Here is a 14,799-nt window from a genome sequence, read left to right on the forward strand (position 1 = left end):
CTTCGCCGATACAGCACGTCGAAGACGACGACCGAATCCGTCCGGGAGGACCCATCATGATCAGCACTGACACCGCATCCCTCTTCCTGCATCCAGACAGGAACCTCGCCATGGAGCTCGTCAGAGCCACAGAGGCTGCGGCCATCCGGGCGACCCCCTTCATCGGCCGGGGCGACAAGAACGCCGCAGACGGTGCCGCAGTGGATGCGATGCGCAAGTTCCTGGGCACGGTCAACTTCGACGGGCTCATCGTGATCGGCGAGGGCGAGAAGGACAACGCCCCGATGCTCTTCAACGGCGAGCACGTCGGCAACGGCCGTGGACCGGCGGTGGACATCGCCGTCGACCCGATCGACGGGACGTCGCTCACCGCAGCGGGTCGTCAGAACGCGCTCTCGGTGATCGCGGTGTCCGACCGCGGTTCGATGCTGGATGCGTCGAGCGTGTTCTACATGGACAAGATCGTCACCGGGCCGGAGGGCATCGGCGTGGTGGACCTGTCGCAGTCGATCGGCGACAACATCCGGGAGCTGGCGAGGGCGAAGGGCAAGCCGGTCGGCGAGATCCGGGTCGCCATTCTGGACCGCCCGCGCCACGAGGGCCTGATCGAGGAGGTCCGCGCCGCGGGCGCCGGGACCAGGCTGATGCTCGACGGCGACGTGGCCGGCGGCATCAACGCGGCCAGGTACGAGTCGCGAATCGACCTGTGCGTCGGCATCGGCGGCAGCCCGGAGGGCATCACGACTGCGTGCGCGATCAAGGCGCTCGGCGGGTTCATGCAGGGCAGGCTCGCGCCGAAGGACGACGCGGAGCGCGCAGGCGGCATCGCCGCCGGGCTCGACATGGACCGCATCTACGGCGCCGACGACCTGGTGAAGGGCGACAACACGTTCTTCGTCGCGACCGGCGTGACCGACGGCGGCCTCGTCGAGGGTGTGCGCCGCAAGGGTCCGATCATCCGGACCGAGAGCATCGTGCTCCGCTCGAAGTCGGGCACGATCCGCCGCGTGATCGCCGACCACCTCGCCGCGAAGTGGCTCGAGCCGGATCAGCTGTAGGCGACGGCCGAACGATTCGTGCGAAAAGCGCGGTGCGGGTCTTCCGCACCGCGCTTTCCGCACGAATCGAGCGCCTGCCGCGCTCGCGTCAGGCGGAGCGGCGCTCGGGGAGCGCGCGGTCGGGCTCGGGCTCGGGCTCTGCGTCGTCGCCGAGTTCGGCGACGAGCTCGAAGGCGGTGAGCTCGCGCGGCGCCTCGTCGATGCCGTCGAGGACGCCGATCATCTTGGACTCGTCGAGCGCGTTGAGCTTGCGCGCGGCGGGGAAGACCTGGCGCTCGAACGAACCGACGAAGCCGTTGTAGTCCTTCACGGTGCGCTCCAGCGAGCGGCCGAGCTTCTCGATGTGGGTGGCCGTGGTGGACAGGCGCGAGTAGAGCGTGCGGCTCAGGTCGAAGAGCTGCTTCGCCTCCTGAGTGAGCACATCCTGCTGCCAGCTGAACGCGACCGTCTTGAGCACCGACCAGAGCGTGACCGGCGATGCCAGAGCGACCCGCTTGCTGAAGGCGAACTCCATGATCGACGGGTCCGCCTCCATGGCCGACGACACCAGCGACTCGCTCGGGATGAACGCGATCACCAGCTCCGGAGAGGAATCGAGGCCCGTCCAATAGGCCTTGTTGCCGAGGGCCGTGATGTGATCGCGGACCGCCTTGACGTGCTGCTTGAGCAGCGCATCCCGTTGCGCGCCGTCGGCGCCGGTGGCCGTGGCGGGGATCTGGCTGGCCTCGAGGTAGGCGTTGAACGGGACCTTGGCGTCGAGCGCGATGCTCTTGCCGCCCGGCAGATGCACGATCATGTCCGGGCGTCCTGCACCGGATTCCGACTGGATGCTCGACTGCACGTCGAAGTCGACGCGCTCGATGAGACCGGCCGCCTCGACCACGCTGCGCAGCTGCGTCTCGCCCCAGACGCCGCGCGTGCTGTTGGAGCGCAGGGCGGATGCCAGGGACTCGGCAGTGCTGCGGAGCCTTTCCTCCGATTCGGTGGCCGACTTGAGCTGCTGCGTGAGCTCGCCGTGCTGCTGCGTGCGCTGCGATTCGAGATCGGCGACCTTCTTCTGCATGTCGCTGAGGCTCGCTCGAACCGGTGCGAGCGCCTGCAGGACCTTGCTCTCTTCGCGCTCCCGCTCGGTCTGCGCCTGCGCCTCGACACGGTGCCGCTCGACCAGCTCGCGGTATTGCAGCTGGTGCGAGATGACCTGTTCGCGCAGTGAGTCCGCGGTGGCCTGCGTCGCAGCGAGATCCTGCCGGATCTCGGCCTGGACCGCCGCCTCCGCCGCCCGCAGCTCCGCCAGCTCGGCCGCGTGCCGCGCGGCGACGACCGCCGGGTCTTCCACCTGCACGGCCGGCGCAGCCGTCTCGGCAGTCTCCGCCCTCCGACGCAGGAGAGTGGCGACGGCGAAGCCGCCCGCCGCTGCGCCGATGACGACACCGGCCAGGAGTCCGAGGAGAAGGGAGAGGATGGGGTCCATGCTTCGAGTGTGACAGGGCCCCCCGACACTCGGAGGTTGCGCGCGGGGCACGCCGCGAATAGGCTTCCCATGTCACTATGTCAGGACATGAAGACGGAGTCGGGATGACGGACACCAGCACACACGAGGCGCCTTTCGACGTCCTCGCCATCGGCAGGGTCGGCGTCGACCTCTACCCGCTGCAAGACGGCGTCGGTCTCGAGGAGGTCAGCACCTTCGGCAAATACCTCGGCGGGAGCGCGACCAACGTCACGGTCGCCGCCGCGAGACACGGTCGCCGTTCGGCCGTCATCACGCGCACCGGAGCCGACCCGCTCGGGCGCTTTGTCAGCGCCGAGATCGCGCGCCTCGGCGTGGACAACCGTTTCGTCTCCACCGTCCCCGGGCTCAATACGCCGATCACGCTCTGTGAGATCTTCCCTCCGGACCACTTCCCCCTCTACTTCTACCGCGACCCCATCGCGCCCGACCTGGTGATCGAGCCGTCGGAGCTCGACCTGGCGGCCATCCGGGATGCACGCATCTTCTGGGCGACGGTCACCGGCCTGTCGCAGGAGCCGAGCCGCTCCGCCCAACACGCCGCCTGGGCGGCACGCGGCCGCGCCCCGCTCACCGTCCTCGATCTCGACTACCGGCCGATGTTCTGGAACTCGGCGGCCGAGGCCACGGCCGAGGTGTCGCGCGCGCTCGAGAACGCGACGGTCGCCGTCGGCAACCGTGAGGAGTGCGAGATCGCCGTCGGCGAGACCGACCCGCACCGGGCGGCGGACGCCCTGCTCGAGCGCGGTCTCGAACTCGCCGTCGTGAAGCAGGGTCCGCGGGGCGTGCTCGCGAAGACCAGAACGGAGACGGTGGAGGTCGAGCCGTTCCCGGTCGACGTGGTCAACGGCCTGGGAGCCGGTGACGGCTTCGGCGGCGCCCTCTGCCACGGCCTGCTGTCCGGCTGGCCGCTGGAGCGGGTGATCCGCTTCGCCAACGTGGCGGGAGCCATCGTCGCGAGCCGTCGCGAGTGCTCCACCGCCATGCCGACGACCGCCGAGGTCGACGCACTGCTGAAGGGAGCCTCCCATGCAGCACGCTGACGGACCCATCAGCGCCGCCGACTTCGAGAGGCTGCGTCGCATCAGGGCGGCCGAGCCCGCCGCGATCGCGGAGGCGCTCGCCACGCGCCAGACGCGTGACCTGCTGACCGGCGACGAACGGCTCTTCATCGTCGCCGCCGACCACCCGGCGCGCGGGGCGCTCGGCATCGGCTCCGACCCGCTGGCGATGGCCGATCGCTACGACCTCCTGCAGCGCCTCGCCGCGGCCCTGGAGCGGCCGGGCGTCGACGGCGTCCTCGGAACGCCGGACATCATCGAAGACCTGGCCGTCCTCGGCCTCCTCGACGGCCGTATCGCGGTCGGCTCGATGAACAGGGGAGGGCTGCGCGGAGCGTCGTTCGAGATGGACGACCGGTTCACCGCATACGACGTGGATGCACTGGTCGCCGCCCGACTCGACTTCGCCAAGCTCCTGGTGCGGATCAATCTCGCCGACCAGGGCACCGCCGCCACACTGGCGGCCTCGGCCGACGCCGTGACCGCCGCCGCCGCCGCGCGGCTGCCGATCATGATCGAACCGTTCATGAGCATCTGGAGAGACAAGCAGATCTTCAACGACCTCACGACGGATGCGGTCATCACCTCGGTGGCGATCGCGTCCGGGCTCGGCGCGAGTTCGGCATACAGCTGGCTCAAGCTGCCGGTCGTCAAAGACATGGCGTCGGTGATGGCTGCAACCACGCTGCCGACGCTGCTGCTCGGAGGCGATCCGGCGACCGGCGCGGCGCCGGGGACGGTGTACGACGCCTGGGGGAGCGCCCTCGACCTGCCCGGCGTGAGGGGCCTCGTCGTCGGCCGCACGCTGCTCTATCCGGACAGCGGAAACGTAGCGGCAGCGGTCGACCAGGCCGCATCCCTCGTCCACTGAGCACCGCACACCGACCGGCATCCGCCGGCCATCGACCCCTTCATCCGCTGACCTTCATCCACCGGCGTCGCGCACCGGATCGAACCACCTGCTGAGGAGCATCCGCACCATGCCAGACACCGAACTCTCCGACCTCCCCGTCATCCCGCACTACATCGGCGGACGACGTACGCCGAGCGCCAGCGGCCGGCTCGCCCCGGTGTACGACCCCGCCCTCGGCACAGCGAGCGCCACGGTCGGGCTGGCCGACGAGGCCGAGGTCGTCGCGGCGATCGATTCCGCCGCGGCCGCCTTCCCCGTGTGGCGCGACACGTCGATGGCAAAGCGTCAGCAGGTCATGTTCGCCTTCCGCGAGCTGCTGAACGCCCGCAAGGGCGACCTCGCCGAGATCGTGACGAGCGAGCACGGCAAGGTCGTCTCCGACGCGCTCGGCGAGATTACCCGCGGACTCGAGGTCGTCGAGCTGGCGACAGGGTTCCCGCACCTCATCAAGGGCGAGCACTCTGAGAACGTCTCGACCGGGGTCGACGTGTACTCCCTCAAGCAGCCGCTCGGCGTGGTCGGCATCGTGAGCCCGTTCAACTTCCCGGCGATGGTGCCGCTGTGGTTCCTCCCCATCGCGATCGCGGCGGGCAACGCCGTGGTCCTGAAGCCGAGCGAGAAGGACCCGTCCGCCGCGGTCTGGCTCGCCGAGCTGTTCACGGAGGCGGGGCTGCCGGACGGCGTCTTCACCGTGCTGCAGGGCGACAAGGTCGCTGTCGACGGACTGCTCGAGCACCCGGAGGTGCAGGCCATCTCGTTCGTCGGCTCCACGCCGATCGCCCGCTACATCTACGAGACGGCCGCCAGGAACGGCAAGCGCGTCCAGGCTCTCGGCGGTGCCAAGAACCACATGCTGGTGCTCCCGGACGCCGACCTCGACCTGGTCGCCGACGCCGCGGTGAACGCCGGGTTCGGGTCCGCCGGTGAGCGCTGCATGGCGATCAGCGTGATCGTCGCCGTCGAGCCGGTCGCCGACGAGCTGATCGCCAAGGTGACAGAGCGCGTGCGCGGCCTGCGGATCGGCGACGGCCGCCGCAACTGCGACATGGGTCCGCTGATCACCCGCGAGCACCGCGACAAGGTCGCGTCGTACATCGATGTCGCCATCGCCGACGGCGCGGAGGTCGTCATCGACGGCCGCGGCATCGAGGTGGACGGAGCACCGGACGGCTTCTGGCTCGGCCCCACCCTGATCGACCGCGTGAGCACCGCATCCCGGGTGTACACCGAGGAGATCTTCGGCCCTGTGCTGGCCGTGGTGCGCGTCGAGACCTATGAGGAGGGCGTCGACCTGATCAACGCGGGGGCTTTCGGCAACGGCACCGCGATCTTCACGAACGATGGAGGCGCGGCGCGCCGGTTCCAGAACGAGGTGCAGGTCGGCATGATCGGCATCAACGTGCCGATCCCTGTTCCGGTCGCCTACTACTCGTTCGGCGGCTGGAAGCAGTCGCTGTTCGGCGACGCGAAAGCGTACGGTGTGCACGGCTTCGACTTCTTCACCAGAGAGAAGGCCGTCACCAGCCGCTGGCTCGACCCGAGTCATGGCGGCATCAACCTCGGATTCCCGCAGACCAAGTAGGAGCGACCATGCGGAACGGCAGTGAGTGGGTTTACGGCCCCGGCGACCTGGCTGACGACGGCTGGGAGTCGGTGGTGGATGCGCGCATCCCCGGTTGGCAGCACACCGGCTTGCGGGTCGCGGCGCTCGACGGTGGCGCCGTGGCGCTCGCCGCGGACGACGTGGAGCGGATGATCGTGCCGCTCGCCGGGTCGTTCACGGTGGAGTACCGGGAGCCCGGCGCCGAGGCGGCCGTGCAGCAGCTCGCCGGTCGGTCTTCCGTCTTCGACGGGCCGACCGACGTGCTCTATCTCGGGGCCGGAACGTCCGCGACCATCGGAGGCACAGGACGTGTCGCGGTCACGGAGGCCCCGACGCCGGAGCGCCGCCCTGCGGCGTACCTTCCCGTCACGGCTGTTCCGGTCGAGCTGCGCGGGGGAGGCCAGTCCAGCCGCCAGGTGCACAACTTCGGCGTGCCCGGCGCACTGGATGCGGTCAAGCTGATCGCCTGCGAGGTGATCACGCCTGCGGGCAACTGGTCTTCGTACCCGCCGCACAAGCACGACGAGAACCGGCCGGGCACCGAGTCCCGACTGGAGGAGATCTACTACTTCGAGACCGCCGTGACGCGTGGTGTCGACGCACCGGATGCCGCGGAGCCGTTCGCGGTGTTCGCCACGTATTCGTCGGGGGAGCGGCCGATCGCCATCGACGCGCGCGTCGGCAGCGGAGACATCGCGCTCGTGCCGCACGGCTACCACGGGCCGGCCGTCGCCGCCCCGGGCTACGACCTGTACTACCTCAACGTGATGGCCGGTCCGGATGCCGAGCGCTCTTGGCTGATCACCGACGATCCGGCCCACGGCTGGGTGCGCCAGACCTGGGCGGCCGACGGGATGGACGCCCGCCTGCCGTACGCATCCAGCGCCGTCGGTTCGGTAGCCGACGACGAACGGCACCCTGGAACGAACGCCGGAACGAACACCGGAACGAACACAGAAGGAGCAGCCCTGTGAGCGGCACCAAGCGCATGACCGTGAGCCAGGCGCTCGTCGAGTTCCTCGCTCACCAGTGGACGGTGGACGGCGAGCACCGCGAGCGCACGATCGCCGGCACGTTCGGCATCTTCGGGCACGGCAACGTGGCCGGGGTCGGGCAGGCGCTCAAGCAGTTCGCCGTGCAGGACCCCGATCTGATGCCGTACCACCAGGCCCGCAACGAGCAGGCCATGGTGCATGAGGCCGTCGGATACTCCCGGATGCGTCGGCGCCTGGGCACGTTCGCGTGCGCCGCCTCGGTGGGCCCCGGCGCGACCAACATGCTCACTGGCGCAGCACTCGCCACCACCAACAGGCTGCCCGTGCTGCTGCTGCCCTCCGACACCTTCGCCACGCGGGTCGCCGACCCCGTCCTGCAGCAGCTCGAGTTGCCGCACGACGCGTCGATGAGCGTCAACGACGCGTTCAAGCCGCTGTCCCGGTTCTTCGACAGGGTGACGCGGCCGGAGCAGCTGTTCTCCGCCGCCCTCGGCGCGCTGCGGGTGCTGACCGATCCGGTGGAGACGGGCGCCGTCACGATCGCGCTGCCGGAGGACGTGCAGGCCGAGGCGCTGGACGTTCCGCTGGAATTCCTCGCGGACCGCGAGTGGCACCTCCGTCGTCCCGTCCCCGAGCGCGGCACGCTCGCGAGGGCGGTCGAGGCCATCGCGGCGGCCGAGCGTCCGGTCATCGTCGCAGGCGGCGGCGTCATCTACTCCGACGCGGTCGCCGAACTTCGCGCGTTCGCCGAGGCGACGGGCATCCCGGTGGGCACGACCCAAGCGGGCGGAGGGTCCATCGAGTGGGACCATCCCCTCTCCCTGGGCAGCATCGGCTCCACCGGCACCTCTGCGGCCAACCGCCTCGCGGCGCAGGCCGACCTGGTGATCGGGATCGGCACCAGATACAGCGACTTCACCACCGCATCGCGCACGGCGTTCGCGCGCGACGGTGTGCGGTTCGTCAACATCAACGTCGCGTCGTTCGACGCGTACAAGCACGGGTCGACGCTTCCGGTGATCGCCGATGCCAGGGAAGCGCTCGTCGCCCTGCGCGCAGCGCTCGCCGGATTCGGCACGCCGTCCGCCTACCGCGACGAGATCGCGGGCGAGAAGCGTGCCTGGGACGCGCTGGTCGACTCGAGCTTCGTCGACCGGCGGCTGGAACGACCGTCGCAGAGCGAGATCATCGGCGCGGTCAACGCGGCGAGCGACCCGCGAGACGTGGTCGTCTGCGCGGCGGGATCGCTGCCCGGCGACCTGCACAAGCTGTGGCGGGTGCGCGACGACCTCGGCTACCACGTCGAATACGCGTTTTCCTGCATGGGCTACGAGATCGCCGGCGGGATGGGCGCCAAGCGCGGGGCGGACGACCGCGACGTGATCGTGATGGTCGGCGACGGCTCCTACCTGATGATGCACACCGAGCTGGTGAGCGCGGTGGCGGAGGGTGTGAAGATCATCGTCGTGCTCATCCAGAACCACGGGTACGCCTCCATCGGGCACCTGAGCGAGACGGTCGGATCGCAGCGCTACGGCACCAAGTACCGGTTCCGCGACGACGCGGCGAACGCCTTCGACGACGGCCCGGCGCTTCCGGTCGACCTCGCGGCCAACGCGGCGAGCCTCGGCGTCGACGTGATCAGGGTCGAGCCGAGCGCGAACGCGATCGCCGACCTCACGGCGGCCGTTGCAGCAGCCAAGGCCGCCACCGGGCCGACCCTCATCCACATCAACAGCGACCCGCTGCTGTTCTCGCCCGACGGCGAAGGCTGGTGGGATGTGCCCGTGGCCGAAGCCTCGGAGCTCGACAGCACGCGCGACGCCAGAACCGCCTACGACGAGCAGAAGACGCGCCAGCGTCCCTACATCGGCTGACCCACACCATCACGAGGAGAACGATGACAGACAGCACCCCCGCCCTGCGGATCGGAACAGCACCGGACTCGTGGGGCGTCTGGTTCGCCGACGACCCGAGACAGATCCCGTGGCAGCGCTTCCTCGACGAGGTCGTCGCGTCCGGGTACACCTGGATCGAGCTCGGGCCGTACGGCTACCTGCCGACCGACCCGCACCAGCTCCAGGACGAGCTCGGCTCGCGAGGACTGAAACTCTCCGCAGGGACGGTCTTCACCGGCTTCCACAAAGGAGAGGACCAGTGGCAGCGCGCGTGGGATCAGGCGCTTCAGGTGGCCGGCCTCGCGACGGCTCTCGGTGCAGAGCACCTGGTGGTCATCCCCGACCTGTGGCGCAGCGACGCCACGGAGGAGGTGCTGGAGAGCCGCACCCTCGACGACGACCAGTGGAAGAAGCTGGCAGCCGGGCACGACAAGCTCGGCAAGGCGCTCCTCGACGAGTTCGGGATGCACCAGCAGTTCCACTCGCACGCCGACAGTCACATCGGCACCTACGGCGAGGTCGAGCGGTTCCTCGCGGAGACGGACGCGGCGTACACCAACCTCTGCCTCGATACCGGGCACTTCTCCTACTACCTCGGCGACAACCTGAAGCTCATCCAGGCATACCCGGAACGGATCGGCTACCTGCACCTCAAGCAGGTCGACCGGGACATCCTCGCCGACGTGCTCAAGAACGACGTGCCGTTCGCCACGGCGGTCGCGCGCGGGGTCATGACCGAGCCGCCGGCCGGCGTCCCCGACTTCGCGCCGATCATCGAAGCGGTCAGCGCCATCGACCAGAACATCTTCGCGATCGTCGAACAGGACATGTACGGCACGGACATCGAGCGTCCGTACCCGATCGCGAAGCGCACGCGCGAGCACATCTTCGGATGCACGCGCCACGCCAGACAGGACTGAGCAGCCGGCCGGGCAGCCGCTTCGCCCACACCTCGGGCACTCTTCGGGCACACGTCGGCATCGACGAACCATCACCATCGAAAGTAGAAAAGCATGACCACTGAACCGCTCCGTATCGCCGTCGTCGGCGCAGGGATCATGGGTTCCGACCACATCTCCCGGATCACCCAGCGCATCACCGGCGCCGAGATCGCGGCCGTCGTCGAACCGGACGCCGGGCGCGCTTCGGCGGCCGCGGCCGGTGCTCCGGGCGCCGCAACGCGCAGCCGCATCGAGGACGCACTCGAGCACGACAGCATCGACGCCGTCATCATCGCGACCCCCGGTCCGTTCCACGAGTCGGTGCTGCTGCCGGCACTCGAAGCCGGGGTGGACATCCTGTGCGAGAAACCGCTGACGCCGGACTCCGAGTCGTCGCTGCGCATCCTGGAGGCCGAGCAGAAGACGGACCGTCCGCGCATCCAGGTGGGCTTCATGCGGCGCTTCGACGAGGAGTACATGCAGCTCAAGGAGCTCATCGACTCCGGAGACGCCGGGGCGATCCTCGCGCTGCACTGCGCGCACCGCAACCCGTCGACGCCGCCCGGATACACGGAGACCATGCTGATCACCGACTCCGTGGTGCACGAGATCGACGTCGTGCCGTGGCTCGTCGGCGAGCCGATCGCGGCCGTCGAGGTGCGCAAGCCGCGCCGCAACTCGCTCGCGCCCGAGGGTGTGCGGGAGCCGCAGCTGGTGCTGCTGGAGACCGCATCCGGAGTGCTGGCCGACGTCGAGATCAGTGTGAACATCCAGTTCGGCTACCAGGTGACCACCGACGCGGTGTTCGAGCGCGGCGTGGCCGAGATCGGCCGCACCTCCGGCATCGCGCGGTATGTGGACGGTGCGTTCCGTCAGGCCGAGCACCTGTCGTACACGACGCGTTTCGCCCGGGCATACGACACCGAGGTGCAGCGCTGGGTGGATGCGGTGCGCCGCGGCACCATCGACGGCCCGAGCGCGTGGGACGGCTACCTCGCCGCCGCGGTCTGCGAAGCCGGCGTGCTGGCGCAGGCCTCCGGTCTCCGCCAGGAGGTCTCGTACATTCCGCAGCCAGCCTTCTACGCGTAGGCGCTGCGGCGGCGAGATACCAGTAACTGCGCGGAATCCCGGGCGATTCGCGACAGTTACTGGTATCTCGCGGCAGGCGGGTGGCTACTTGTCGACGAGGGTGATCTTGAACGAGTACAGGTCGGGCCGGTAGCAGTGGTGGCCGAACTCGACAGCGCGTCCGGAGTTGTCGTAGGCGGTGCGGTCCATCGTGAGGACGGGGCCGCCGCCGTCGATCTCCAGCAAGCCGCTCTCCTCGCTGGAAGCGCGGCGTGCGCCGATTTTCTGCCTCGCCACGCGCATCGTGGTGCCGCGTCCGCGCATCAACTGGTAGAGGCCGTGCGCGGCGAGGTCGGCCTCGGTGATGTCGATGAAGTCGGTCGGCAGGTAGTTCTCGAGCACGCCCACCGGCACGTCGTCGGCGCTCCGGAGGCGGCGCAGGTGCAGCACGGGGCTCTCGGCATCGAGGTTGAGGAGTTCGCCGATCCTGGCACCGGCGGGGATGATCTCGTGCAGCAGCATCCTGGTCTGCGGCTGTTGCCCGCCGCGCGCGAGGTCGTCGTACAGGCTGGTCAGCTCGACCTTCCGGGTGACCGGGCCGTGCACGACCTGGGTGCCGATGCCGCGGCGGCGCACGACCAGACCCTTGTCGACCAGTTCCTGGATGGCGCGACGAACGGTGGGGCGGGAGAGCCCGAGGCGCTCGCCGAGCGCGATCTTGTTCTCCAGGCGTGAGCCCGGCGGCAGTTCGCCGTCGACGATGGCGCTCTCGATCCTGGTCGCCACCTGGAAATACAGGGGGACCGGGCCGGAATGGTCGAGGTCCATGAACAGGTGCTGCGGGAGGGAGCCGTCGCTCTGGGGCACGATACCTCGTTCATGTCAGGACAAATGGTTGGTCACGACATTATCACCCGGGATGCCGGGTGGTGCGGCGGTGCGGGCGCTGCGGCGCTGCGAGCGGTGCGGGGTGTGGCTAGGCAGCCTGCGCTGTGGCTAGGCGGCTTGCGCTGCGCCGATGCGTCCGAGCCGCGAGCCGGTGCTCGCGGCGAGCTCCTCGAGGGTGGCTGCGCCGTGGCGGCGGGCCGCGTGCACGATGATGGCGGCGCAGGCCTCGGCGTCGGCGAGGGCGTCGTGGTGGTGGAAGCCCTCGAAGCCGGCGGCCATCGCGGCGACAGGAAGACGGTACGAATCGAGCGTGTATGTGCGGCGGGCGACCTGCAGGCTGCACAGGTAGCTGTACTCGGGGCACGCGACGGCGGTGGCTGTGCACGCGGCGCGGATCACGCCCATGTCGAATCCGGCGTTGTGGGCGACCAGGTAGTCGTCCTCCGCGAACGCGACGAGGTCGGGAAGCTGGTCGATCCACCCGGCGGCGTCGACGACGTCCTCCGCATAAATGCCGTGGATGCGGGTGTTCCACTCCTGGAAGAAGTCGTGCCCGACCGGCGGCTGGATGAGCCATCCTGCCCGGTCGACGACCTTGCCGTCCCTCACTTTGATAAGCCCGACCGAGCACGCGGAGGCGGCACTCCCGTTCGCGGTCTCGAAGTCGATAGCGGTGAAGTCCAGTGGCACGGGAACATGCTCGCACGGCCCACCGACGTCCCCGGGATGCGGGTGCGGTGTGCCGTGGATGCGCATGCGCTCGTGCTCGGATGCGTCGTGCATACAGTGGTCTCACGTCCAGCGGCTCCGGCGGCGCGCGTAGCATCGGCAGCATGTACGAACGGAACGACCACGACGCCCACGCCCGCTCCTTCGACCAGGCCGCCGACGTGTACGACGCCGCGCGGCCCGACTACCCGGCCGAGGCCGTGTCCTGGCTGATCGGCGACGCGACCGGACCGGTGATCGACCTCGGCGCCGGCACGGGAAAGCTGACGGCCGCCATCGCGCGGCGCGGGTTCGAGGTGACGGCGGTCGACCCGTCGCCGGAGATGCTGCGCGTGCTCGGGGACCGCATCCCGGGTGTCGCCGCGCGGCTGGGGACGGGGGAGAAGATCCCGGCGGACGACGGTTCGGCGGGGCTGGTGCTCGCTGCGCAGGCGTGGCACTGGGTGGATCCGGTGGTGGCGGTGCCGGAGGTGGCGCGCGTGCTGCGGCCGGGCGGGGCGCTCGGGCTGGTGTGGAACTTCCGTGACGAGAGCGTCGACTGGGTGCGGCAGCTCGGCGAGCTGATGGACACCGGGGCGGCGTATGCCAGCGACGAGGTCGAGCCGGTGGTCGGCTCGCCGTTCGGGCAGCTGGAGCGTCATGAGGTGCGCTGGGTGCAGGAAATGACCGTCGAGCGGATGCTCGACCTGGCCCGCTCGCGCAGCTACTTCATCACGAAAGACCCGGACACCCAGGCCGCGGTGATCGCGTCACTGCGGAGGCTCGCGGCCGAGCATCCGGACCTCGCAGGGCGGGAGCGGTTCGAGCTGCCGTACGTGACGCACTGCTACCGGGCGGTGCTCGGCGGCTGAGCCGCGACTCGCTGCCGCTGGCCCGCGCGTCGTCGCCCGCGCCCGCGCCTGACTCGTGCGAAACGTGCGGTGCGGAGCGCGTGCACCGCACCTTTCGCACGAGTGGAGCATCCACCGGTGGGGTGCGCGGCGACCGGCCCGTAGAATGGTCGATCGTGGCTCTCACTATCGCAATCGTCGGACTCCCCAACGTGGGAAAGTCCACCCTGTTCAACGCACTGACCAAGAACACCGTGCTCGCGGCGAACTACCCGTTCGCCACCATCGAGCCGAACGTCGGCGTGGTGAACCTGCCCGATCAGCGCCTCGACAAGCTCGCGGAGGTCTTCGGCAGTGAGCGCATCCTGCCGGCTCCGGTGTCGTTCGTCGACATCGCCGGCATCGTCAAGGGCGCGAGCGAGGGCGAAGGCCTCGGCAACAAGTTCCTCGCGAACATCCGCGAGGCCGACGCGATCGCCCAGGTGGTCCGCGGCTTCGACGACCCGGATGTGGTGCACGTCGCCGGCAAGGTGGACGCCGCAGGCGACATGGAGACCATCAACACCGAGCTGATCCTCGCCGACCTGCAGACGCTGGAGAAAGCGATCGCGCGGTACGAGAAAGAGGTCAAGGGCCGCAAGCTGGAGCCGATCGTGCTCGAAACTGCGCAGGCCGCCCACGCGGTGCTGTTCGAGGGCAAGCCGCTGTCGAGTGCCTCCATCGACCTGGAGCCCATCGCCGAACTCGGCCTGCTGACGGCGAAGCCGTTCATCTACGTCTTCAACGTGGACGAGGCCGTCCTCACCGACGACGCCCGCCGTGCCGAACTCGCCGCGCTGGTCGCCCCGGCCCAGGCGGTCTTCCTCGACGCGAAGCTCGAATCGGAACTCATCGACCTCGATGCCGACGACGCGGCCGAGCTCCTCGCATCCACTGGCCAGTCGGAAAGCGGCCTGGACCAGCTGGCGCGCATCGGCTTCGACACGCTGGGCCTGCAGACGTACCTGACGGCCGGGCCGAAAGAGTCGCGCGCGTGGACCATCCACAAGGGCTGGAAGGCTCCGCAGGCGGCCGGCGTGATCCACACGGACTTCGAAAAGGGCTTCATCAAGGCCGAGGTGATCTCGTTCGACGACCTGGTGGATGCGGGCTCCGTCGCCGAGGCGCGCGCGCGGGGGAAGGCGCGGATGGAAGGGAAAGAGTACGTGATGCAGGACGGGGATGTTGTGGAGTTCCGCTTCAACGTCTAGTTGAGCTGCTGTTCACTTTGCGCTGGAGGTCGGGCAAACTCGCGGCCGCGAGTGA

The 14,799-nt window shown here is 69.4% G+C and carries 13 protein-coding genes; 10 read left to right on the plus strand and 3 right to left on the minus strand.

Translation table 11 applies throughout. The features are described 5' to 3' along the window. Window positions 1-56 precede the first annotated feature (56 nt). The gene (gene glpX / locus AC37TH_RS11115) at window positions 57-1,058 is read left to right on the plus strand and encodes a class II fructose-bisphosphatase (protein ID WP_490764411.1); all 1,002 of its coding nucleotides are present in this window, start codon (window positions 57-59) and stop codon (window positions 1,056-1,058) included. Window positions 1,059-1,146: 88 nt separating this feature from the next. On the opposite strand, the gene AC37TH_RS11120 is transcribed toward glpX, so the two are convergent. Continuing rightward, window positions 1,147-2,529, minus strand: coding sequence for a DNA recombination protein RmuC (locus tag AC37TH_RS11120; protein WP_490764412.1), 1,383 nt, complete (start codon window positions 2,527-2,529; stop codon window positions 1,147-1,149). 104 nt (window positions 2,530-2,633) lie between these two features. Between AC37TH_RS11120 and iolC the strand changes: the two genes are divergently transcribed. From iolC to AC37TH_RS11155, 7 genes are all read left to right on the plus strand, one after another. After that, window positions 2,634-3,611, plus strand: coding sequence for a 5-dehydro-2-deoxygluconokinase (iolC, locus tag AC37TH_RS11125; protein WP_490764413.1), 978 nt, complete (start codon window positions 2,634-2,636; stop codon window positions 3,609-3,611). Further along, window positions 3,598-4,500 (plus strand): Cgl0159 family (beta/alpha)8-fold protein, encoded by a 903-nt coding sequence (locus AC37TH_RS11130; protein WP_490764414.1) that lies wholly within the window; start codon window positions 3,598-3,600, stop codon window positions 4,498-4,500. The genes iolC and AC37TH_RS11130 overlap by 14 nt, the downstream gene beginning before the upstream one ends. A 109-nt stretch (window positions 4,501-4,609) precedes the next feature. After that, entirely contained in the window at window positions 4,610-6,124 is a 1,515-nt protein-coding gene (locus tag AC37TH_RS11135; protein WP_490764415.1) for a CoA-acylating methylmalonate-semialdehyde dehydrogenase, read from the plus strand. 8 nt (window positions 6,125-6,132) lie between these two features. Next, a complete protein-coding gene (gene iolB / locus AC37TH_RS11140; RefSeq protein WP_490764416.1) occupies window positions 6,133-7,119 on the plus strand; it encodes a 5-deoxy-glucuronate isomerase in 987 nt (328 codons plus the stop codon). A 14-nt stretch (window positions 7,120-7,133) separates the two neighbouring features. Next, the gene (gene iolD, locus AC37TH_RS11145) at window positions 7,134-9,017 is read left to right on the plus strand and encodes a 3D-(3,5/4)-trihydroxycyclohexane-1,2-dione acylhydrolase (decyclizing) (RefSeq protein WP_490765103.1); all 1,884 of its coding nucleotides are present in this window, start codon (window positions 7,134-7,136) and stop codon (window positions 9,015-9,017) included. A 23-nt stretch (window positions 9,018-9,040) separates the two neighbouring features. After that, complete coding sequence (locus tag AC37TH_RS11150; RefSeq protein WP_490764417.1) at window positions 9,041-9,958, plus strand: sugar phosphate isomerase/epimerase family protein; 918 nt, start codon at window positions 9,041-9,043, stop codon at window positions 9,956-9,958. A 93-nt stretch (window positions 9,959-10,051) separates the two neighbouring features. Then, window positions 10,052-11,068, plus strand: a complete 1,017-nt coding sequence (locus AC37TH_RS11155) for a Gfo/Idh/MocA family protein (protein WP_490764418.1) — start codon at window positions 10,052-10,054, stop codon at window positions 11,066-11,068. A gap of 84 nt (window positions 11,069-11,152) precedes the next feature. Here the strand turns inward: AC37TH_RS11155 and AC37TH_RS11160 are convergent, their stop codons facing one another. Beyond that, window positions 11,153-11,914, minus strand: coding sequence for a GntR family transcriptional regulator (locus AC37TH_RS11160; RefSeq protein ID WP_490764419.1), 762 nt, complete (start codon window positions 11,912-11,914; stop codon window positions 11,153-11,155). Window positions 11,915-12,043: 129 nt separating this feature from the next. After that, a complete protein-coding gene (locus AC37TH_RS11165; RefSeq protein WP_490764420.1) occupies window positions 12,044-12,625 on the minus strand; it encodes an exonuclease domain-containing protein in 582 nt (193 codons plus the stop codon). A 143-nt stretch (window positions 12,626-12,768) separates the two neighbouring features. Here AC37TH_RS11165 and AC37TH_RS11170 point away from each other — a divergent pair, with 143 nt between their 5' ends. Beyond that, window positions 12,769-13,515, plus strand: a complete 747-nt coding sequence (locus tag AC37TH_RS11170; RefSeq protein WP_490764421.1) for a class I SAM-dependent methyltransferase — start codon at window positions 12,769-12,771, stop codon at window positions 13,513-13,515. A gap of 155 nt (window positions 13,516-13,670) precedes the next feature. After that, the gene (ychF, locus tag AC37TH_RS11175; RefSeq protein ID WP_490764422.1) at window positions 13,671-14,744 is read left to right on the plus strand and encodes a redox-regulated ATPase YchF; all 1,074 of its coding nucleotides are present in this window, start codon (window positions 13,671-13,673) and stop codon (window positions 14,742-14,744) included. Window positions 14,745-14,799: the final 55 nt, after the last annotated feature.

This window comes from Leifsonia sp. McL0627, assembly GCF_058244615.1.

Bases quoted from the DNA above. Each gene is read 5' to 3' on its own strand.
- glpX (WP_490764411.1), top strand. From the start codon at position 57: ATGATCAGCACTGACACCGCATCCCTCTTCCTGCATCCAGACAGGAAC.
- AC37TH_RS11120 (WP_490764412.1), bottom strand. From the start codon at position 2,529: ATGGACCCCATCCTCTCCCTTCTCCTCGGACTCCTGGCCGGTGTCGTC.
- iolC (WP_490764413.1), top strand. From the start codon at position 2,634: ATGACGGACACCAGCACACACGAGGCGCCTTTCGACGTCCTCGCCATC.
- AC37TH_RS11130 (WP_490764414.1), top strand. From the start codon at position 3,598: ATGCAGCACGCTGACGGACCCATCAGCGCCGCCGACTTCGAGAGGCTG.
- AC37TH_RS11135 (WP_490764415.1), top strand. From the start codon at position 4,610: ATGCCAGACACCGAACTCTCCGACCTCCCCGTCATCCCGCACTACATC.
- iolB (WP_490764416.1), top strand. From the start codon at position 6,133: ATGCGGAACGGCAGTGAGTGGGTTTACGGCCCCGGCGACCTGGCTGAC.
- iolD (WP_490765103.1), top strand. From the start codon at position 7,134: ATGACCGTGAGCCAGGCGCTCGTCGAGTTCCTCGCTCACCAGTGGACG.
- AC37TH_RS11150 (WP_490764417.1), top strand. From the start codon at position 9,041: ATGACAGACAGCACCCCCGCCCTGCGGATCGGAACAGCACCGGACTCG.
- AC37TH_RS11155 (WP_490764418.1), top strand. From the start codon at position 10,052: ATGACCACTGAACCGCTCCGTATCGCCGTCGTCGGCGCAGGGATCATG.
- AC37TH_RS11170 (WP_490764421.1), top strand. From the start codon at position 12,769: ATGTACGAACGGAACGACCACGACGCCCACGCCCGCTCCTTCGACCAG.